General features: G+C 38.1%; 18 protein-coding genes, 3 tRNA genes and 2 pseudogenes. 9 read left to right on the top strand and 14 right to left on the bottom strand.

Annotated features, from left to right (window positions below; all coding sequences use genetic code 11):
* Positions 1-195 (top strand): MOSC domain-containing protein (locus tag A2003_RS05230; protein ID WP_286686904.1); only part of this gene is annotated, 195 nt, incomplete at its 5' end.
* Positions 196-276: 81 nt separating this feature from the next.
* Here the strand turns inward: A2003_RS05230 and A2003_RS05225 are convergent.
* Both A2003_RS05225 and A2003_RS05220 read right to left on the bottom strand, forming a co-directional pair.
* Positions 277-1,635 carry an L-cystine transporter gene (locus A2003_RS05225; RefSeq protein ID WP_286686903.1) on the bottom strand — a complete coding sequence of 453 codons (1,359 nt, stop codon included), beginning with the start codon at positions 1,633-1,635 and terminating at the stop codon, positions 277-279.
* A 356-nt stretch (positions 1,636-1,991) separates the two neighbouring features.
* Positions 1,992-2,576 (bottom strand): anthranilate synthase component II, encoded by a 585-nt coding sequence (locus A2003_RS05220; protein ID WP_004912335.1) that lies wholly within the window; start codon positions 2,574-2,576, stop codon positions 1,992-1,994.
* A 622-nt stretch (positions 2,577-3,198) separates the two neighbouring features.
* Between A2003_RS05220 and glnA the strand changes: the two genes are divergently transcribed.
* The 5 genes and pseudogenes from glnA to A2003_RS05195 all read left to right on the top strand — a co-directional run bounded on the left by glnA (position 3,199) and on the right by A2003_RS05195 (position 7,897).
* Positions 3,199-4,614, top strand: a complete 1,416-nt coding sequence (gene glnA / locus A2003_RS05215; RefSeq protein WP_005402324.1) for a type I glutamate--ammonia ligase — start codon at positions 3,199-3,201, stop codon at positions 4,612-4,614.
* Positions 4,615-4,738: 124 nt separating this feature from the next.
* A complete protein-coding gene (locus A2003_RS05210) occupies positions 4,739-5,230 on the top strand; it encodes a chorismate--pyruvate lyase family protein (RefSeq protein WP_286686902.1) in 492 nt (163 codons plus the stop codon).
* A 15-nt stretch (positions 5,231-5,245) separates the two neighbouring features.
* Positions 5,246-6,127, top strand: a complete 882-nt coding sequence (ubiA, locus tag A2003_RS05205; RefSeq protein ID WP_004963022.1) for a 4-hydroxybenzoate octaprenyltransferase — start codon at positions 5,246-5,248, stop codon at positions 6,125-6,127.
* A 106-nt stretch (positions 6,128-6,233) separates the two neighbouring features.
* Positions 6,234-7,574, top strand: a pseudogene (locus tag A2003_RS05200) (lipase family protein).
* 116 nt (positions 7,575-7,690) lie between these two features.
* A complete protein-coding gene (locus A2003_RS05195; protein ID WP_004912325.1) occupies positions 7,691-7,897 on the top strand; it encodes a hypothetical protein in 207 nt (68 codons plus the stop codon).
* A gap of 18 nt (positions 7,898-7,915) precedes the next feature.
* Here A2003_RS05195 and A2003_RS05190 read toward each other — a convergent pair whose 3' ends face one another.
* The 7 genes from A2003_RS05190 to A2003_RS05160 form a co-directional block, all read right to left on the bottom strand.
* Entirely contained in the window at positions 7,916-8,359 is a 444-nt protein-coding gene (locus A2003_RS05190; protein WP_004963010.1) for a DUF2726 domain-containing protein, read from the bottom strand.
* A gap of 56 nt (positions 8,360-8,415) precedes the next feature.
* A tRNA-Asn gene (locus tag A2003_RS05185) sits at positions 8,416-8,491 on the bottom strand.
* A 196-nt stretch (positions 8,492-8,687) separates the two neighbouring features.
* A tRNA-Asn gene (locus A2003_RS05180) sits at positions 8,688-8,763 on the bottom strand.
* 88 nt (positions 8,764-8,851) lie between these two features.
* The gene (locus A2003_RS05175; RefSeq protein ID WP_004682640.1) at positions 8,852-9,160 is read right to left on the bottom strand and encodes a DUF8200 family protein; all 309 of its coding nucleotides are present in this window, start codon (positions 9,158-9,160) and stop codon (positions 8,852-8,854) included.
* A 173-nt stretch (positions 9,161-9,333) separates the two neighbouring features.
* Positions 9,334-9,409 (bottom strand) — tRNA-Asn (locus A2003_RS05170).
* A 147-nt stretch (positions 9,410-9,556) separates the two neighbouring features.
* A complete protein-coding gene (sodB, locus tag A2003_RS05165) occupies positions 9,557-10,183 on the bottom strand; it encodes a superoxide dismutase SodB (protein ID WP_004963006.1) in 627 nt (208 codons plus the stop codon).
* Between the two features lie 144 nt (positions 10,184-10,327).
* Positions 10,328-11,086, bottom strand: a complete 759-nt coding sequence (locus A2003_RS05160) for a Nif3-like dinuclear metal center hexameric protein (RefSeq protein ID WP_004963004.1) — start codon at positions 11,084-11,086, stop codon at positions 10,328-10,330.
* A gap of 189 nt (positions 11,087-11,275) precedes the next feature.
* Between A2003_RS05160 and A2003_RS05155 the strand changes: the two genes are divergently transcribed.
* Positions 11,276-12,454: a trypsin-like peptidase domain-containing protein gene (locus A2003_RS05155; protein ID WP_004912314.1), complete on the top strand. Its 1,179-nt coding sequence runs from the start codon at positions 11,276-11,278 to the stop codon at positions 12,452-12,454.
* 231 nt (positions 12,455-12,685) lie between these two features.
* On the opposite strand, the gene A2003_RS05150 is transcribed toward A2003_RS05155, so the two are convergent.
* The 4 genes from A2003_RS05150 to map all read right to left on the bottom strand — a co-directional run bounded on the left by A2003_RS05150 (position 12,686) and on the right by map (position 17,874).
* Positions 12,686-13,900 carry an alginate export family protein gene (locus A2003_RS05150; protein ID WP_286686901.1) on the bottom strand — a complete coding sequence of 405 codons (1,215 nt, stop codon included), beginning with the start codon at positions 13,898-13,900 and terminating at the stop codon, positions 12,686-12,688.
* Between the two features lie 75 nt (positions 13,901-13,975).
* Complete coding sequence (locus tag A2003_RS05145; RefSeq protein WP_004682636.1) at positions 13,976-15,322, bottom strand: MFS transporter; 1,347 nt, start codon at positions 15,320-15,322, stop codon at positions 13,976-13,978.
* Between the two features lie 390 nt (positions 15,323-15,712).
* Positions 15,713-16,858 carry an OmpW/AlkL family protein gene (locus A2003_RS05140; RefSeq protein WP_286686900.1) on the bottom strand — a complete coding sequence of 382 codons (1,146 nt, stop codon included), beginning with the start codon at positions 16,856-16,858 and terminating at the stop codon, positions 15,713-15,715.
* 191 nt (positions 16,859-17,049) lie between these two features.
* The gene (map, locus tag A2003_RS05135; protein ID WP_194597964.1) at positions 17,050-17,874 is read right to left on the bottom strand and encodes a type I methionyl aminopeptidase; all 825 of its coding nucleotides are present in this window, start codon (positions 17,872-17,874) and stop codon (positions 17,050-17,052) included.
* A gap of 223 nt (positions 17,875-18,097) precedes the next feature.
* Between map and rpsB the strand changes: the two genes are divergently transcribed.
* Together rpsB and tsf are read left to right on the top strand one after the other, a co-directional pair.
* Positions 18,098-18,850, top strand: coding sequence for a 30S ribosomal protein S2 (rpsB, locus tag A2003_RS05130; RefSeq protein WP_004912304.1), 753 nt, complete (start codon positions 18,098-18,100; stop codon positions 18,848-18,850).
* 137 nt (positions 18,851-18,987) lie between these two features.
* Positions 18,988-19,866: a translation elongation factor Ts gene (gene tsf, locus A2003_RS05125; RefSeq protein ID WP_004955180.1), complete on the top strand. Its 879-nt coding sequence runs from the start codon at positions 18,988-18,990 to the stop codon at positions 19,864-19,866.
* A 65-nt stretch (positions 19,867-19,931) separates the two neighbouring features.
* On the opposite strand, the pseudogene cca reads toward tsf, so the two are convergent.
* Positions 19,932-20,369: pseudogene (gene cca / locus A2003_RS05120) on the bottom strand (multifunctional CCA addition/repair protein); the annotation flags it as partial.

Genomic DNA, 20,369 nt, shown 5'->3' with positions numbered 1-20,369 from the left:
GTATTTGATCTAGTTAAACCTTGCTCACGCTGTGTCATTCCAACGATTGATCTTAATACTAGTCAAAAGCAACCTGAAGTCATGCAGGCGATGTTGGCTTATCGAAAACAAGGTAATAAAGTCATGATGGGGCAAAATGCATTACATCGTGGAGAAGGTATTATCAGAGTTGGAGAAGAGGTTAAAATTCTCTGATAGAAATGATTGAATTAAAAAAATTTGTACTAAAAAAGCCAATCACAAATAGCATGATTGGCTTTTATGACCTGACAAATCTTAATCCTTAGTCACGGTATCTCTAACACCGAGTAGTTGACTTGTTGCTACACCAGCTGTCATAGATCCATTTACGTTTAGCGCAGTGCGTCCCATATCAATTAATGGCTCAATTGAGATAAGTAAAGCGACTAATGTTACGGGTAAACCCATAGCTGGCAATACGATTAAAGCTGCGAAGGTTGCTCCACCACCGACACCAGCAACCCCAATCGAGCTTAAAGTTACAATTACGATAAGTTGAGCAATCCATAAAGGGTCTAAAGGGTTAATACCAACCGTTGGTGCCACCATGACTGCAAGCATTGCAGGATATAGTCCCGCACATCCATTTTGACCAATGGTCGCTCCGAAAGAAGCTGAAAAACTAGCAATACCTTCTGGTACGCCCAGTTGTTTTGTTTGAGCTTCAATATTCAGAGGAATACTTGCAGCACTGGATCGGCTGGTAAAAGCAAACGTTAAAACAGGAAAAACCTTTTTGAAAAACTCGATGGGATTGACACGGACAAATAGCAAAATCAACGCATGGATGATGAACATAATCGCAAGACCCAGATAGGACGCGATAAGAAATTCACCTAGTTTCACGATATCAGCAACATTTGCCGTAGCAACCATTTTTGCCATTAATGCGAATACACCATACGGTGTAAATTGCATGACTAAACGAACTAAGCTAATGATTAATGCTTGTAGAGCTTCAATTCCATTCCGAATTCTCTCACCATTGATTGGATCTTTATCCATCAGCTTAAGTGCTGCAACCCCTAAAAAAGCAGAGAAAATTACAACACTAATAATTGCGGTTGGACGAACTCCAGTCAGATCAGCAAAAGGATTTTGAGGAAGTAGCGAAAGTAATAACTTGGGAATATCAAGGTTGGTGACTTGACCGATATAATCAGTTTGAATTGCAGCAAGTCGGGCTGTTTCTTGAGTGCCTTGAACTAAGCCCTCGGCAGTTAAACCAAATAAATTGGTCACACTAATTCCGACAAAAGCAGCAATCGCCGTGGTAAATAATAAAATACCGATAACGAAACTACTGATTTTACCGAGCGAAGTCGTTTGATGAAGTTTAACAACTGCACTTAAAATCGAGATAAAAATAAGTGGCATGATCACCATTTGTAACAGTTGAACATAACCATTACCAACTAAATTAAACCATGTCACCGACTCTGCAATAATCGGACTGTCTGCATAAATCGTTTTTAATCCTAGACCATAAACGATACCGACACCCATACCGATGAGCACTTTTTTTGTAAGGCTCCAATCTGGTCGATAAGTAAAAAACAATCCTGCCATGAGCAAGAAAAATACAATAATATTCAATAAAACCAAGGTATTCACAATAAGGCTATCCTGATTGGTATTTCAGGGGGAGATAACTAAAAATAATATTTAGATTCTATCATCCAGTAACCCTGAAGCTTAATCATTCCTATGACTATAGTTAATCTAAAAAATTAAAAAGGAGTCTAAATTGTCAGAAACCTATGTTTTAATTTCCTTCTGAAAATGAATGAAAAGTTGATTAATTATTGAAAAAGAATGAATTGTTCTAAATAAATGTTTCTTGTTTGATTTTAATGCTGAAAATTTAACCAGTGTGTATAAGTTCTATATTGATTTTATATGTTCAAAATAAAAACAGCCTATTCATAAAATAGGCTGTTTAAAGAATGAGAATTTGTTGATTCTTGCGATTATGCGTAAATATCCAAGAAGTTTTTAAAAATCTGATGCCCATGTTCGCTTAAAATTGACTCAGGATGGAATTGGACGCCTTCAACAGGTAAGGTTTTATGCTTCACACCCATAATTTCTTCAATCGTGCCATCTGGTTGATTAGTCCAGCAGGTAACTTCTAAGCAATCAGGCAGTGTTTCTTGTTCAATCACAAGAGAATGGTAGCGAGTAGCAGCAAAAGGAGAGGGTAAATTACTAAAAATACCTTTATCACTATGGTGCATATCAGATAAACGACCATGCATGACTGTTTTAGCACGGATAATATTGCCACCAAAAGCTTGTCCAATCGCTTGATGCCCTAAACAAACGCCTAGTAATGGAATTTTTCCAGCAAAATGATTGATCGCAGGTATCGAAATCCCAGCTTCAGTCGGTGAACAAGGACCAGGGCCAATCACTAGGTATTTAGGCTGCCATCGTTCGATGTCCTCTAATGTCACTTGATCATTACGAACAACTTTTACTTCTTGATTCAACTCGCCAAAGTATTGAACGATGTTGTAAGTAAAACTGTCATAATTGTCAATCATTAGAAGCATGATTATAACCTTTTGAAAATATGCACTTTATTGTGCTTTTTTGGATTCAATTGACCGACCAAAACAATTCAATATCCGTTACTAAGAATATATAAAAATATGTTCAAGATCGTTAGGGTAAATAATCATAGCAAAAACAGAAGCTCAATGTTCAATATTTCTAATTTGGTCGAGTAAGTCGTCAGTTTAAAATGAGCTTTTGACACACAAATAATTATCAATATTATTTTAAAATTTATAGGTTTGATAAAAAAACATGTTGGTGAATCGAAAGTCCAGTGGAATTGATTGGAATGTACTCCAAAAGAATGATATAAAAAGCCAATTTATGCTAATAAATGATGGCGTAATTTAGCACTACAATAGTTCTTTGTTTCATATACTGCACTATTTTGGTTCATTATGTCTTTTTTGGGGACGGGCTGGAATGGAAATGTGTGAATATGGTGCATTTGCGATTGCAAACATTATAGAAGACATAGGACATGGAGCTTAAAGCATTTTTTCTGCAAAGAATTTCAATGTTTTAGGTATGCTTTAAAATTGTTGGTATGATAATTGCTAATTGTACACCAACAACTAACACGCACTTAACAAGTGCATATAAATTTCATTGGAGCAAATGAGCATGGCGAACAAGGTCCTTCAACTCATCAAAGAAAGTGGCGCAAAATGGGTCGATTTTCGCTTTACTGATACTAAGGGTAAAGAGCAACACGTAACTTACCCAGCTGACACGATTGATGAAGATACATTTGAAGATGGTAAAATGTTCGATGGTTCTTCAATCGCTGGTTGGAAAGGCATTGAAGCTTCTGACATGATCTTACGTCCAGATGCTGAAACAGGTTTTCTTGACCCGTTCTTTGCTGAGCCAACTGTTGTTGTTACTTGTGACGTTATTGAGCCATCTACTGGTCAAGGTTACGAGCGTGACCCACGTTCGATTGCTCGTCGTGCAGAAGAATATTTAAAATCTACAGGTATCGGTGATACAGCATTCTTTGGTCCAGAACCAGAATTCTTCGTTTTTGACGAAGTTAAATGGGATATCGATATGTCTGGCGCTCGCCATACACTAATCGCTGAAGAAGCTGCATGGTCTACTGGTAAAGATTACGAAGCTGGTAACTCTGGTCACCGTCCACGTGTGAAAGGTGGTTACTTCCCAGTTCCTCCAGTTGACTCACATCAAGACATGCGTGCTGAAATGTGTGCACGTATTGAAGACATCATGGGTCCAGGTCGTGTAGAAGTACATCACCACGAAGTTGCTTCTTGCCAATTAGAAATTGGTGTGAGCTTCAATACATTAGTTCGTAAAGCGGACGAAGTTCAACAGTTCAAATATGCAGTTTGGAACGTTGCTCACCAATATGGCAAAACAGCGACTTTCATGCCTAAGCCAATGGTAGGTGATAACGGTTCTGGTATGCACGTTCATATGTCTATCTCTAAAGATGGAAAGAACTTGTTTGCTGGTGATGAATATGCTGGTTTATCAGAAATGGCATTGTTCTTCATCGGTGGTGTAATCAAACACGCTCGTGCTTTGAACGCAATTACTAACCCTGGTACAAACTCGTACAAGCGTTTAGTTCCTCACTATGAAGCTCCGATTATGCTTGCTTACTCAGCACGTAACCGTTCTGCTTCTATCCGTATTCCTTACGTTTCTAGCCCTAAAGGCAAACGTATCGAAGCACGTTTCCCAGATCCATTAATGAACCCATACTTAGGTTTTGCGGCATTGTTAATGGCTGGTCTTGATGGTATTCAAAACAAGATTCACCCAGGTGAAGCTGCTGACAAGAACTTGTATGACCTTCCTCCTGAAGAAGAAGCAAAAATCCCTACAGTTGCTCACAACTTAGAAATGGCGATTGATGCTCTTAAAGCGGATCACGAGTTCTTATTAAAAGGCGGTGTATTCACTAAAGAAATGTTAGATGCTTACATTGAACTTAAAACTGAAGATGTACGTCGTCTAAACACGACTACTCACCCAGTTGAATTTGATATGTACTACAGCTTGTAATACATCCCAAATAAAAAAGCTCGCTTCGGCGAGCTTTTTTTATGCTTTTGATTCAATTGAAAGTCATACGCTTTTTATTAAAAAATTCATGTAAACTAGATGCGATGTTTTTAGTGAGCCAAGCATGCGAAATTTACGACCAAACACAATAAATTCAAAGCAGATTCCTAAAGAATTAAAAAAATGGTTGTACGCATCAGGTTCATTAACTCAACAACTTACTGATCTTGCTAGTGGTGATTTTCAAGTTGAACGGATTAAAGAGCATTATCAACGTTTAACATTTGCTGACAGTAAATGGATGTTAATGCCTTACCATCATGTTGCTTGGGTACGTGAAACTCATTTATATGGTAGCGAGCGAGAGCCTTGGGTGAAGGCAAAAAGTATTTTCCCGATTCTTAGTCTACAAAAAAAAGCAAGAATATTTAAATATATACGCAATAAGCCAATCGGTTGGTTCTTATTTCAAAGAACTGATCCTCAGTGTGAGCGACGTGTTATTCAACTTGATGAGGGCTGGACTAGGCAAAGTTGTTATACATGGTATGGGTGTAAATTTATTGTGCAGGAAACTTTTTTGCCTGCTTTTGAACAGTTTATTCGACAGCATTGACTCTCAGGATTACTCATGGAAACAGTGCAACATATAACATGGCGACAACGTTTAGAAGCCTATTATTATCTATGTAGATTTGATAAGCCGATTGGTACGGAATTGGTTTTTTGGCCAACTATGTGGGCGTTATGGATTGCATCTAAGGGCATACCTGATCTTAAGATATTACTAATCATGGCTTTGGGATGCTTATTTATGCGTGCTGCAGGTTGTGCAATTAATGATTTTGCTGATCGTAAAGTAGATGCACATGTAGAACGAACAAAAAATCGTCCTTTAGCCACAGGTGTGATCAAAGCAAAGGAAGCAGTATTTGTTTTTTTAGCCTTGGTAGTGCTTAGTGCAAGTTTGTTGTTGTTCTTGCCTATAGAAGCATTTTATTGGTCATTTGGAGCGTTATTGTTAGCGTTCATATATCCATTTATGAAACGTTATACGCATCTACCACAAGTTTTTCTCGGTGCTGCATTTTCTTGGTCAATTCCAATGGCGTATGCCGCTGTTGGGCAAACCCCAGATTTGACTTGTTGGTTGCTTTATTTTGGCAATTTGGCATGGACTGTAGCATATGACACCCAGTACGCGATCACAGATCGTGAATATGATTTAAAAATTGGGGTCAAATCGACGGCTATTTTATTTGGTCGCTACGATATACAAATTATTGGTGTGTTGCAGCTTGTGAGTTTGGTATTGATCGGCATTGCATTGTATATCGAAAGTCTGCTTGTACCTTTTGGAATAGCTGGATTGATTGTTGTTGCTGGAGATTTTATTTATCAAACATTTAAGACTCTAGATAGGGATCCGCAACTTTGTTTTTGGGCATTTCGTCACAATAGATGGGTTGGAATGATAATTTTTCTAGGAATCTTTTTACAATTAGTGGTTTAAAATGACTAATTAGTTGAAAAGTGTTCTATGTAGAGCACTTTTTTTATGCCTTAATAAAGTCGCGTGTAGTTTCGTGCACACAAAAACAAGACTAAAAGAAAATTTTATGAAACGGTCTAAAATTGGATTAGCAATTAGCTTTTCAATCTCTGCTTTATTTCTATTTGCGTGTAATGACAGTAATGATGGTTATTCAAGCAGCAATAAAGATAAAACATATATTTCAGAAAGTAGCTATTCAAAAGATAATTTGACTTTTGCAGCATCGATCAAAGTTATGACCTATAACATGACTAATGTTCAGGGTAAAACAGCAAAAGCGACTGCGATGGTTATGTTTCCTAAGGTTGCTGCACCAAGCGATGGTTATCGTGTAGTGGTATGGGAACATGGAACAGTGGGAGTCGCTGATAGCTGTGCTCCTAGTAATAATGTGCTTAATCCGCGTTTTAGAATTTTAGCTGAAACCCTACTTGCTGCTGGTTATGTGGTGGTTGCACCTGATTACGAGGGTTTGGGAACGGCTGGTATCCATCCTTATCTTAATTTAGCAAGTGAAGCAAAATCTGCTATCTCAGCGATGCAAGCGGTTAAAGATCGTTATGGCACCCAATTAAATGGTGCATGGATGTCAGTAGGGCAGTCACAAGGTGGGCAAGCTTCTATTGGTACAGCTGAATATGCAAATGCTGATGTATCTTATAAAGGGGCGGTTGCTGGAGCACCAGCTTCAAGTTTAGGTAAGATTATTCTTGAAGTCGCTCCAGCTGCATTGGCAAACATCGAGCAGGCAGAAGTAGCCAATAATGTTCCGTTAGTCAATCGTGTGTCTGTAGATTCTTACGCAACGCTACTGGCATACGCTGCTTTAACGGGTGTTGGTATCAAAGCATATGAACCAAGATTTGATTATCGAGATATTTTCCAAGATCGCGCTAAATCATTAGCAGAGTTTGCTGAAGGTACAACAGGTGAAAATGGTTTATGTCTTGATAATGAAAGTGACCCAAGTGCAAGCCTCATCGAGAAGTTTAAAGCAGATATCATCAAATTTATGACGGATAATCCAGATAAAAAAGTGATGGATTACCCTGGATTAGATACAAACAATTTTAAAACCAATCCAACCGTTCAGAAGTTTTTGGTAGATAACCAGCCTGGAACTAAGCGAATTGATAAGCCTGTCTTAGTTGTACAAGGTACAGCTGACACTAACGTTCCTTTCTCAGTGACTCAGGCATTGGTAGCTAATTTATAGGCATTAGGTTCTGATGAGGTGGAATTAAAACCTGTACTTAATGCAACACATACCCAAGCGATTGTATGTAAAAACTTAGATATTTATAACTTTATTCAAGCGAAAATGCCTGCTAAGACAAATGTGGTAATTGATCCTGCGAAAATTGATGCAAGCAAAGACTCGCAGTGTACAGGCGTGAGTTCTTAATTATTCAACGATATGGTGATTAGATTGTAGAACTTGTAAATCAAAAAAGAGTCTCATCAGTAAGGCTATTTTTTGTTATATTGTTGCATCGATTTTGATAGCGCATTTTGAATACTATGAGTCAGAATTCAGTTGAAAAAAAGCAAATCCCATGGGGTTTAATGGCTTTGGGTTTATTGATACCAATATTTATTGTTGGTATGGCTTTTATTGCAGCAAGAAGTGATGCAGAAACAAAACGTAAATATGATCAACAACGTGCTGAGATTGCAAAGAAGTTTGAAGATCAAAAAAATGCTGAACAAGCTAAGAATGCTGAATAAATGCTTGTACCATTGTTTTTAAGAACGAATATCCATCTGTAATTGTTTTATGGATGGAATTTCAGTATAGCGAATGACATCATAGCCTGCCTCTTGTAACATTTGATCTCTTTGTTTGTCTTCCTGCTCTTTTCCGAGATGACTCGGATCATCTAATTCAATAATCACAACAACTTTCATATCTTTATTGAGTAGCACGAAGTCGGTAACTTTACGATTAAATTTGCTTCGAATTTTATAATGATCACTAGTAATTAATGCACTAAAAGCCACTTGAGTCAGAACGTGGTAGTGGGGGAAGGCTTGTTTTAATCGAAGGAACATTTGAGTTTCAAATGAACTAATGACTGATCGAGGAAAGAATTTTTGTTTAGGTAGAAAAAAAGGAACAAAGCTAACAAGAAGAATAATACTACTTATGCATCCAATAACTAGGAAAATAGTTTGAAGAAAGTCCAGCATATTCAAATCAAATAGTTAATAAAAAACCCACTCAAAGTGAGCGGGTTTTTAGAATTTGGCTCTCCCACCTGGGCTCGAACCAGGGACCTGCGGATTAACAGTCCGTCGCTCTACCGACTGAGCTATGGGAGAATCTAGGTAGGCATTCTATGCATGAAGCAGATGTAGGTCAAGTGAGTTTAAGCTAAAAAATTTAAATATTGATTTAATTGTATTTTTTATCATCATTTTCTAGATTTTAGCGATAAGGAAATGAAAACTGATTTTATTTGACAGAATTGGGGGAAATAAAAAAGCCTACATCAATGATATAGGCTTTTTAGAATTTTGGCTCTCCCACCTGGGCTCGAACCAGGGACCTGCGGATTAACAGTCCGTCGCTCTACCGACTGAGCTATGGGAGAATCTGGAGTGAATTTTAGGGGGCAAGACGTTTATAGTCAAGTAAAATCAGTGTAAATAATAAACTGTTAAGTGCTTAAAATCGCTATATTAACGTACAACCTGATTGCATTGGGCTAATTGGGACGAATGCGCTGTCCAGCTTGCTCCCACTGAATTTTTATAATAGCTAATCTTGCCAATACGCAAAACCAGATTTTGACAGGAGTCCAGAGACAGGTCATTGCCCCAGGGCCCAGACATGCTACAAACTTTACCATTACACTTCCAGACCACATTTGGCCCATTTTCAATAGGGACAGTCACAGTACCCTTATAAGTCGAGCCTGCATACCATGTTGTTTGTGCAGCCATGACTGGACTGCATAAGAATAATAAACTGAGAAGTAGTTTCTTCAACATGGTTTTCCTTAATATGACCATCGTTTTTTATTATAGGGTTGAAAAGGACGCAGGGCTAAAACATATACGAGATGCAACATAAAAACTAAATAGAGTTACAACAGGGATGACAATAAATTAAAGCATTGACAATAAAAAAACCCTGATCAAATCAGGGCTTTTTAGAATTTTGGCTCTCCAACCTGGGCTCGAACCAGGGACCTGCGGATTAACAGTCCGTCGCTCTACCGACTGAGCTATTGGAGAATCTGATGCGCATTTTAGGGATGAATTTCAGATGCGTCAACAAGAATAGTAAATAAAATGAATTGTTTGCTTGATAATTATTCTTTTATGATTGGATAAATAAAAAAACTGCCCGAGATGGGCAGTTTTTACGCAAGAAATAAAAAATTATTTCTCTACACCAGCTGGCTGACCAGCTAATTTAGCGTTAGCGTAGTCCCAGTTCACTAAGCTTTCTAAGAAAGTAGCAATGTATTTTGGACGTAAGTTACGGAAATCGATGTAGTAAGCATGTTCCCATACGTCAATTGTTAATACTGCAACTTGACCGTGTGCAAGTGGAGTATCTGCGTTTGAAGTTTTAGTAATTGATAATTTACCGTTAACTTCATCAGCAACTAACCAAGCCCAACCTGAACCGAATTGAGTTGTTGCAGCAGCAGTGAATTCTTCTGCAAATTTTTCATAGCTACCAAAAGCTTCTTCGATTTTTGCAGCAATCGCGCCAGTTGGTTTACCACCACCGTTTGGCTTCATGCTGTTCCAGTAGAATGTATGGTTCCATACTTGAGCAGCATTGTTGAAAATTCCTGCTTTAGAAGCATCACCAGCAGATGCTTTGATGATCTCTTCTAAAGATTTACCTTCAAGGTCTGTGCCTTTGATTAAGTTGTTTAAGTTAACAACATAAGTATTGTGATGTTTATCGTGATGGTATTCTAAAGTTTCGCGAGTAATATGCGGAGCTAAATCATCATAGCCATATGGAAGTGCAGGTAAAGTAATGGTTGTCATGTTCCAATCCTTGCAATTGCTGGGTTTTACGTTAAGTGGCTCTATTGTAAATGATTCCAAACACAATAGGGCAGTCTTTTAAAGAACGATATACAATAAAGGTTCAATTAAAAACGATAAATGAAATCGGATTATTCAATTTAATTAAATCGGATTGTTTAACTCAAAATAATCTGTATCTACTGAAAATTGTGTTGCGATTGCCTTAGCTAAACGTTGAACGCCATAACGTTCTGTTGCATGGTGACCACATGCAAAATAATGGATGTTTTGCTCTTTTGCTTCGTAGAAAGTGCGTTCGCTGACTTCACCAGATATGTATGCATCACAATTGGCTTCAGCTGCTTTTGCAATGAAGTCTTGAGCGCCTCCAGTACAAAAACCTACCTTGTGAATAGTGTTCTTGCTGCAAGGTAAATGGAGAATATTAAAATCAAAAATATTTTTTAACTTTTCTTTGAACTGTTCAGGGCTTAGTGGACTTTCTAGGTAGCCAATATTGCCAATTGGATGCTTTTCAAATGGATCCAAAGCTTCCAAATGGTTTAAACCAATTAAATCTGCAATTGCGGCATTATTACCAAGCGTGGGATGTGAATCCAAAGGTAAATGGTAAGCCACTAAAGAGATATTATTTTGGATTAATTTCTTAATTCGATTACCGCGCATTCCTGTGATTGGATATGGTTCGCCCTTCCAAAAGTAACCATGATGTACGAGCAAAACATCTGCATTTTGCTCAATTGCTGCATCAATTGCGTCTTCAGATGCTGTGACAGCGCAAAGAATTTTATTAACTTCAGTTCGACCTTCAATTTGTAAGCCGTTAGGAGCATAGTCTTTAAATTCGTTGGTTTTTAAAGTTTGATTACACCATTGCACAATTTCATGCAAATTAGCCATGCTTATCCTCAGATTGTTAACACTCTCATTGTGAATAATAAAAACATATTTTTAAATGTAACTAAAGCTAGACAAAACTTTTTTAACTTTTGCATTGATTTTAAGGTATTTACTTTACAATGATAGAAATTTCTAGTTCATCAATATTTTACTTACTCATAAACTAATTTCGCCTAGAGGATAATAGACGTGCGCCGTGCATTTACATGGTTACCTTGGGTATTACTCATTCTTGTTATATTTAGTTTTCTGGCTTGGCAGAGATTTCATCAACCTAAACCAACAGTTGCAGCTGATGGTGTAAAAATGCCTGCTGAAAAAGTTGAACCTCTGATTGATACGACACGAGCTGGTGGCGTTGTTTCATATAGTGCTGCAGTTAAAGTTGCTGCACCTGCTGTAGTCAATATTTTTACTACACAAAAAGTCAAACAGTTGAATCATCCATTGCTCAATGATCCTGTATTTCGTGAGTTTTTTGGTAATCAAATGCCACAACAACCACAGAATGAAAATAGTTTAGGTTCTGGAGTAATCGTTCGTGCAGACGGTTATATTCTGACGAATAATCATGTAATCGCTCAGGCTGAACATATTGTGGTTGCTTTGCATGATGGTCGTCGTGCAGAAGCGAAAGTGATTGGCACTGACCCTGATACAGATCTAGCTGTGATCAAGATTGAGTTGGATAAGCTTCCTGTATTGCCATTCAAATTGAGTGGTAATGAGGTAGGTGATGTCGTTCTTGCAATTGGTAATCCATTTGGTGTAGGGCAAACCGTGACTCAAGGGATTATCTCTGCCACGGGTCGTTCTGATCTTGGTATTAATACTTACGAAGACTTTATTCAAACAGATGCTGCAATTAACCCAGGTAACTCTGGCGGTGCATTAATTGATGTCGCTGGTAACTTGATCGGTGTAAATACCGCTATTTTCTCGCAATCAGGTGGATCACTTGGAATTGGTTTTGCGATTCCTGCAAATGTCTGCCAACAAGTTCTAAATTCAATTTTGAAAGATGGACGTGTTGTGCGTGGTTGGTTAGGTATTAGCTTAATTCCGAACACTGTCGAGCAAGATGTATTAGCAGCCAAATCTGTAGGTGTTGTTGTTGCCGATGTTTTACGTGGTGGACCTGCGGATGAAGCAGGGGTGAAGCGTAATGATAAAATTATTCAAGTGAATAATGAGCAGATTACATCCGCATCTCACTTAATTAATTATGTTGCATTACAAGCACCTGAAAGCATCATTAATGTGATCGTTGAGCGTGATGGAAAACAACAAACGCTGCAAGTGAAAGTTGGTGAGCGAAAAGTTCAACAAAATGCTCAGTCACAGTACATACCATTACCAAAACGTTAATCAAAGAAAAAAGCTTGCTGAAGGTCAATCAGCAAGCTTTTCAGTTTTTTAAGCTTTTTTATTTTTCATTTAACCAGTCAATTCTTATGTTTTGATGACAGTTTTTTGATGCTTTGATGACATTTCATCGCAACTTAACCTTTTCAATTTCTGCAACTTGGTTAATAAAGTGAATCAAATGAAATGATTAAATGCATTCAATTTCACTGGATTAAAGTGAATGGTTGTTGATCAATATTTATAATCGACCTGTAACCATAATTTTTGTGTATCAGCACCAAAATCATTTGCTTGATAGTCTGAATATTTTACTAGAGCAGATAAACCTTTGATTGGTAGGGTATGGCTATAAGAAATTGAATATTCTTGACCGTAATCTATATTCTTTTCCTCGCTTCGATATTGATGCAATTCCGTCCCCAGTTTCCCTTTGCTGAAAATATTAAAGTTAGATGTGATGTACAAGTCTTTCAAACCATTGGCAGGCGTCGTTAAGAACATATCCGTCCAACCATTAAATTTATGTTTGGTTGCTAATGGTGTTTGGAATGCAATTTTTCCATCATCACTACCAAGAACTTCATAACCAATCGAAATGTCCCCAATAGTTGTTGATTGACTCGATATATTGTAACCCAGCTCAAGAGCATAATAGTCAGCATCATAATCTGTTGGTTGGTCTGCATATTCTGTTTGATTTGCATATTCTGCTGAATATTTGAAGTCATTTTTCTTACCTGTCACTCTCAAACCATAGGTTTGATTTGACCATGCAGCAAGATCTTCAAAGTCCATCAAATAACCATAAACCACAGCATTTAAAAGAGGGGTGTAATTCATTTTGGCTTGAATCAAATGAATTTTACTTTCTTGTTTACTCGCTTGGGCTTGAATGAACTTAGGCTCAGGTTCTTCACTACCAAAAATTGTATTGACTTGATCAATATATGAATAAAATAATCCAAATTCTTTGCAAGGTTTATAGTTCAAACTTACAGCGTCAAAGGTTTGGTCATTCTGTCTCCAAGCAACTGTACCTACAAAACGTTGATTATCTAAATTAATTGTTTGACGACCTACGGTTAAATCAAAATTAGGGTTGTAAACATATTTTAAATACGCTTGATTGAGTTGCAAGTTTTCAGCATCAGGAACAGTGCTGTATTGAGTTTGACTATTTCGAGTGCTATTAAATTCATCATTAATCTCGACTGTACCTTCACCTTGAACGAATGCACTTAGACCGTACCATGAACCCGTTTGGATTGCAGGACGAATACGTAATGTCCATGCATCAGCATTTTTGAGCATATTGTCTTGATCAACAAGCTCGTAACGTAAGCGAGTATCTAAGCTAAGTTTTGTTTGAGAGAAAAAATCATCTGATGCTGAAGTAAGGGTAGATAAACATGCAAGCGTGATTAATGAATACGAAAATTTATTCATCGCAGTATCCTTAATAAAGTATTTGAATTTGGAGAGAGCGAGGATGAGAAAGCCTCATCCTCTAAAAGTATGCATTTAGGTTGTTAAATTACGCTCAAGCAAAGCTTGTTCATATAATTCTTTTTCTTTGTCTTTGTGTTCAACTGAGAAGCGAATGAGAACGACAGTGAATGCAGCTACAGTCACAAGGCATCCCAAAATCATCAAACAAGTTTGAACATCAAGTAAGCCTTTTAATAAGAAACCTGCTGCGACTGCACCCACATTTCCGCCTGCACCAATAATACCTGCCACGCCACCAAGTGCATTACGATCAATAAATGGTACTAAGGCATATGTCGCACCGCATGACATGTGTGTAAATAATGCAAACACAGTCATCGTGATGATTGCCAAACCAATTGTATTCATTTGAGAGAATAAAATGAGGAACAAGCCTTCAAGTAAAATCAGGATGAATAAAACTTTTGTACGACCATCTAATCCTTTAGTAAGTGCCACTTTATCTGATACGATACCACCAAGTGCACGAGCGAATAGTGCGAGAAGACCAAAGATACCCGCAGTTAAACCTGCTTCTTTTAAACCCATGTTGAAGTGGTCGACGTAGTACATTGCTGCAATATTATGAATGAAGATTTCGATACCGAAACATGCTGCATAAGAGACAAATAGGATCCAAACGCGGTAGTTACGTGCTGCCTGCATTAAAATCGCCATTCCACCTTTTTTACCGCTACCAACTTCGACACCGTTCGCACGTAATTCTTTGAAATCACCTTGTGGACAGTCTTGAGTAAGTTTCCAATAAAGTACACCAACAATTACCATCATAATGCCAGGTACAAGCAGTGCAATTCTCCAGCCCATTGCTTGTTCTACACCAAACATCACAATTGCACCGAGAATTAACGGCATGATTGCTTGTGTTGCACCACCACCTGCATTTCCCCAACCTGCAGATGCTGCATTTGCTGTACCGACAACGTTAGGCGCAAACATAACGCTAGTATGGTATTGAGTGATAACGAAGCTCGCACCAATTGCACCAATTAAAAGGCGGAAGAAAAGGAACGACTCATAGGTATTTGCTGCTGCAACACCGAATACTGGGATACTGCCCAAGATTAATAATGCAGTGTATGTTTTACGAGGTCCGTACTTATCGCAAAGTGGACCAACGATTAGGCGAATCAGAATAGTGATGGCAACAGCCGCAATATTGATATTTGCAATCTGATCTTTGGTTAAATTAAATTCCCCTTTAATGACTGGCATTAATGGCGCACATGCAAACCATGCGAAGAAACACACGAAAAATGCAAGCCATGTCATATGGAAGGCGCGCATCGCAGGAGTGGAAAAGCTGAATAATTTTATTTCAGTCGCTTTTTTTGCATCTAAATTCATATTTGAAGACATAGCCTTCTCCTGAACTGAACGAAATATTACTTTGTAAGCCAAATGCTTATGCTTACAAACCGAACAGAACGGACATCATTGGCCGCCAACAAATTTTTTTGAATCGACATTGATTCTGTATGTTATGAAGTATGCAAGGGATGTGCCAATAAAAATATTTAACCAAAAGAACAATTTAAAATTCTAATTTAAATCGCGAAAATTAATTATTCTATTGTTATAGATTCCGAGTGGGCAGTTGCTTAAATTTTAAAAACAGGAAATGTGATAGCAACTGTAAGGCAATATTGAATGAGTTGTTTTTAAATGGTGCATCATTTTTATACAGTTTGATTAAAAACATAGCGATCGAAAAAAAGCAGCCGAAGCTGCTTTGATAAAAAGAAAAGATTAGAAACGGTAGCCGATACCTGCATAACCTAAAATAGGATTAATTTCGATATCTGCTTTGGCTTTAATTAATTTCCCATATTTTGAATCATTCACAGTAATAGTAGCATCAGTACTTAAGTGAGCATAAGATACAGAGCCTACAGCGTACCATTTTTCATTAAAATCATAGGTAAAACCAACAGTTGCTACAGGAGCAAAAGTATCTGAAGCATCTAACTTAACTTTTGGATTTCCTGAGCTTTTTTTCTGGTCTAGAGCTGCGCCAGCTTTACCGTCTTTAATATTGACAATCATATGACCAGCATTGACAAGATCTTTTTCCAAGTCTGGGTTCATTTCTAGTTCACTGAAGTAAGCATACATGAGCCCTAAACCAACATATGGTCTAAATTTATTTATACCGGTTTTTCCAAAGCGGTATTGGAGTTCGAATGCAGGTGTCCAAGCACGTGCGGAAGATGTCTTTTTATGGGCTTCTAAGTCCGTAATGAAAATATCTTTCTTTAATGGAAGATCACCAACTACTACACCTAATCCTTCTGGAGTAGCGATCCCTGTTAAAGGTGCATAAATTTTTCCTTTACCTTGAATATCTACTTTAGGAGGGATACCAGCTTTAACTTCCAACGACAGATTATCTGTAAAATGATAACTTGTCATGATCCCTAAGGTTAGAACATCATCGGCTTCAAGACCTGTACCTTGATTTTCCCATGAAGATAAACCATTGATTTCTGCTGTACCTGCAGTGCTCGCTCTGAGGTACTGTGCTCCATCATCACCTTTATAAGAGACAATACCTTCTTTACCCAAATTAAGGAGTGTATTTCTTTCTAGATCAAGAACGCCTTTTAATATAGCTTTTTTAGCTGTAGCTTCTGGTTGTGATTCATCAATCGCGTCTAATACAGAATCGCCTTTGACATCTCCAACTTTGGTTTTGGTTCCCTCTGCAACAGAGGTATTTACACGTATAGGTTGTCCTTTACCCGTTGGTTTTACATATAGGGGACCAGCTGAAATAGAGAAGCGCTTAAACCCATCTCCATCTTTGAGGCTAAAATATGGTGAATCTGCAAAAGTAAGTGTAGGAAGGGCACATAAACCTGTTGTAATCAGGCATGCAAATGACTTCTTCATCATCTTGGGACTCCATGTCCTAAAGTTTGTAAGGATTTTTCTTGCGCTCACCATAACGTTTTTTTATGCAGAATTTGTATAGATAGAATTTATAATTATTATAACTATGAAAAAAATTGTAGTAATTAGATTAAAATTGAGTGATTTTTACGCTAAAAAGGGTGGGTACTTAAGTACCCACCCTTAAAAATGAATTATTGAAAACGTGAAAGATCTTCTTCAGGGCGAGCTGTCAATACTTCAATTCCAGTCTCAGTCACTAAGATGGTGTGTTCGTATTGAGCAGACAATTTATGATCTTTTGTGACAACAGTCCATTTATCACCTAATAATTTTGTTTGCCAAACGCCAGCGTTCACCATTGGTTCAATAGTAAAGGTCATGCCAGCCTCTAAACGCATTCCTGTACCTTTTTGTCCATAGTGTAGAACTTGTGGTTCATCATGGAACACATTTCCAATACCATGACCACAATATTCTCGAACTACGCTAAAACGCTCAGACTCAACATATTGTTGAATAGCATGTCCGATATCACCTAAATAAGAACCATCACGTACAGTCGCCATACCACGATACATAGCTTCTTGTGCAACCTGACACAAACGGTTTGCCAAAATAGACGTCTCACCACCTACGATATACATCATATTGGTATCGCCGTGATAACCGTCTTTGATTACTGTGACATCAATATTTAGAATATCGCCGTTTTTTAAAATTTTATTTTCAGATGGAATACCATGACAAACGACATGGTTAACAGATGTGCAAATTGAATGTTGAAATGCAGGTCGACCTGGAGCTGCACCATAACCTACACAAGCAGGAATAGCATCTTGTACATTTTCAATATGATTGCGACAGATTGTATCGAGTTCTAAAGTACTCACTCCCGCTTTAATATGCGGTTTAATCATGTCTAAAACTTCAGCCGCCAATTTCCCCGCGATGCGCATTTTTTCAATTTCATCGGGGGTTTTGATTAATCGACGAGGAGCTGTATAAGTCGTGTTCATGATCTCTAAAAACTTTTGGTAATTCGCAAGCGTCTATGGTATAAATAGCCGCCTATTTTATCAAATGCTTTTCGTGACTATTTTCTAAATAAGAAGTGGTTTGAAAAATTGATAAGTAGTTATACAAAATCCGCACATATATCGTCACATTACTCTGGGTGCCTAGCAATAGGTGGAGAATGCGGATATATGGAGGCCTAACCCAAACTTTAAGGTAAAGAAAATGGCAGATTACAACGTAAGCATGCGCGACCTTCTTCAAGCAGGCGCACACTTTGGTCACCAAACTCGTTTCTGGAACCCAAAAATGCGTCAATACATTTTTGGCGCGCGTAACAAAATTCACATCATCAACCTTGAGCACACTGTTCCTGCGTTAAATGATGCATTGAACTTCGTTAACAACTTGGCGAGCAAAAAGAACAAAGTATTATTCGTTGGTACGAAACGTGCTGCTTCTAACATCATCCGTGAACAAGCTCAACGTGCTGGTCAACCATATGTAGATCACCGTTGGTTAGGTGGTATGTTGACGAACTGGAAAACTCTTCGCCAATCTATCAACCGTTTAAAAGATCTTCAAACTCAATCTCAAGATGGTACTTTTGCTAAGCTTACTAAACGTGAAGCTTTAGAGCGTACTCGTGAGATGGACAAGCTTGAACGTGCTTTAGGCGGCGTTAAGAACATGGGTGGTTTACCTGACGCATTATTTGTAATCGATGTTGACCACGAAGCGATTGCAATCAAAGAAGCTAAAAACTTAGGTATTCCTGTAATCGGTATCGTTGATACAAACTCAAACCCAGATAACGTAGATTACGTTATTCCTGGTAATGATGATGCGATCCGTGCAGTAACGTTATACGCTTCAGCTATGGCTGACGCTATCATTGCTGGTAAAGAATACGCTCAATCACAAGCGAACGCTCAAGCAAAAGGCGATGACGCTGCGAAAGACGCTTCTGAGGCTTAATGCGTTTTGACGCAAGCTTGTCATTTTTGCGACATGTAATGGTGGCAAATTAAAGCGTCGAGATTGCAAACGGTCCAGAGTTTCTTTGGGCCGTTTTTGTTGAACAGATTTATTTTCTACCGATTTAGGAGATCAACATGACTGCAATTACTGCAAGCATGGTAAAAGAATTACGTGACCGTACTGGTCTTGCAATGATGGAATGCAAAAAAGCATTAACAGAAGCAAACGGCGACATCGAACTTGCAATTGATAACCTTCGTAAATCAGGTCAAGCAAAAGCAGCTAAAAAAGCTGGTAACATTGCTGCTGATGGTGCGATCACGATCATTCAAAACGGTAACAAAGCGATTCTTGTTGAAGTTAACTGTCAAACTGACTTCGTTGCTAAAGACGACAACTTCAAAAACTTCTCTGACAAAGTTGCTACAGCTGCTCTTGCTGCTGGTGAAACTGATGCAGCAAAAATTGCTGAACTTAAGCTTGAAGACGGTGCTACTGTAGAAGAAGCTCGTGTTGCGCTTGTTCAAAAAATCGGTGAAAACATCCAAGTTCGTCGTGCACAAATCGTTGAAGGCGAAAACTTAGCTGTTTACAAGCACGGTTTAAAAATCGGTGTTGTTGTTTCTTATACAGGTGATGCAGATACTGGTAAAGGTATTGCAATGCACGTTGCTGCGTTCAACCCAGTTGCAGTTAATGCTGAAGCTGTCCCAGCTGACTTAATCGCTAAAGAGAAAGAAATTGCTGAAGCGAAAGCGTTAGAATCTGGCAAGCCAGCAAACATCGTTGAGAAAATGGTAACTGGTTCAGTAGAAAAGTACTTGAACGAAGTTGCTCTTGATCGTCAAATGTATGTTATCGACAACGACAAGAAAGTTGCTGATGTATTAAAAGCAACTGGTACAGTTGTAGCTCAATTCGTTCGTTTCGAAGTAGGCGAAGGTATTGAGAAGAAAGCTGAAATGAGCTTTGCTGATGAAGTTGCTGCTGCTCAAGCTGCTGCTGCTCAATAATTTTTATTGAATCAGTAAAATAAAAAAACCCAGTCACTTTTGACTGGGTTTTTTTTATGCAAAAATTATGATGCAGATGATGGCTCATCATGCTGTTCTTTAAATTTAGCCAAAGCATCAATGCGATATTGAATCAACATTTCACCTATTTCAACACCTTGAATATCTGGCGGTAAATCTTGAGCACGTATTTTTCTCACAATTTCCATCGCATCTAAGATGTATTGTGCTTGTGGATAGGGGCGATTCTCTAAACCTAAACGACCTTTGGCATCACATTCACATGCCTGTACAAATGCCTGAACCTTCTCAGGTTTGCGTAATACATCTAAACGTTGTAATAAGCGCCATAGCGTGCCAGGTTTAAGGTTTTTGGCTTGGTGACATTTTAAATGTTCTTTACAAACGATAAGCGCCAAGTTCTTGAGCTGTGTAGGAACTTTTAAGCGATCAGAAATATCACCAACAGGTTTTAAACCTCTTTCTTCATGCATAATATGCTT

The organism is Acinetobacter sp. GWC1_38_13 (assembly GCF_001767535.1).
GTDB classification, from domain to species: Bacteria; Pseudomonadota; Gammaproteobacteria; order Pseudomonadales; family Moraxellaceae; genus Acinetobacter; species Acinetobacter junii.
Note: the sequence above shows the minus strand (reverse complement) of the source record. Positions and strands in the feature narration are given on the sequence as shown.

What these genes read in the sequence shown, in the direction of transcription:
- A2003_RS05220 (WP_004912335.1), bottom strand. Translation starts at nt 2,576, where the DNA reads ATGCTTCTAATGATTGACAATTATGACAGTTTTACTTACAACATCGTT.
- glnA (WP_005402324.1), top strand. Translation starts at nt 3,199, where the DNA reads ATGAGCATGGCGAACAAGGTCCTTCAACTCATCAAAGAAAGTGGCGCA.
- A2003_RS05210 (WP_286686902.1), top strand. Translation starts at nt 4,739, where the DNA reads ATGCGAAATTTACGACCAAACACAATAAATTCAAAGCAGATTCCTAAA.
- ubiA (WP_004963022.1), top strand. Translation starts at nt 5,246, where the DNA reads ATGGAAACAGTGCAACATATAACATGGCGACAACGTTTAGAAGCCTAT.
- A2003_RS05195 (WP_004912325.1), top strand. Translation starts at nt 7,691, where the DNA reads ATGAGTCAGAATTCAGTTGAAAAAAAGCAAATCCCATGGGGTTTAATG.
- A2003_RS05190 (WP_004963010.1), bottom strand. Translation starts at nt 8,359, where the DNA reads ATGCTGGACTTTCTTCAAACTATTTTCCTAGTTATTGGATGCATAAGT.
- sodB (WP_004963006.1), bottom strand. Translation starts at nt 10,183, where the DNA reads ATGACAACCATTACTTTACCTGCACTTCCATATGGCTATGATGATTTA.
- A2003_RS05160 (WP_004963004.1), bottom strand. Translation starts at nt 11,086, where the DNA reads ATGGCTAATTTGCATGAAATTGTGCAATGGTGTAATCAAACTTTAAAA.
- A2003_RS05150 (WP_286686901.1), bottom strand. Translation starts at nt 13,900, where the DNA reads ATGAATAAATTTTCGTATTCATTAATCACGCTTGCATGTTTATCTACC.
- A2003_RS05145 (WP_004682636.1), bottom strand. Translation starts at nt 15,322, where the DNA reads ATGTCTTCAAATATGAATTTAGATGCAAAAAAAGCGACTGAAATAAAA.
- A2003_RS05140 (WP_286686900.1), bottom strand. Translation starts at nt 16,858, where the DNA reads ATGATGAAGAAGTCATTTGCATGCCTGATTACAACAGGTTTATGTGCC.
- map (WP_194597964.1), bottom strand. Translation starts at nt 17,874, where the DNA reads ATGAACACGACTTATACAGCTCCTCGTCGATTAATCAAAACCCCCGAT.
- rpsB (WP_004912304.1), top strand. Translation starts at nt 18,098, where the DNA reads ATGGCAGATTACAACGTAAGCATGCGCGACCTTCTTCAAGCAGGCGCA.
- tsf (WP_004955180.1), top strand. Translation starts at nt 18,988, where the DNA reads ATGACTGCAATTACTGCAAGCATGGTAAAAGAATTACGTGACCGTACT.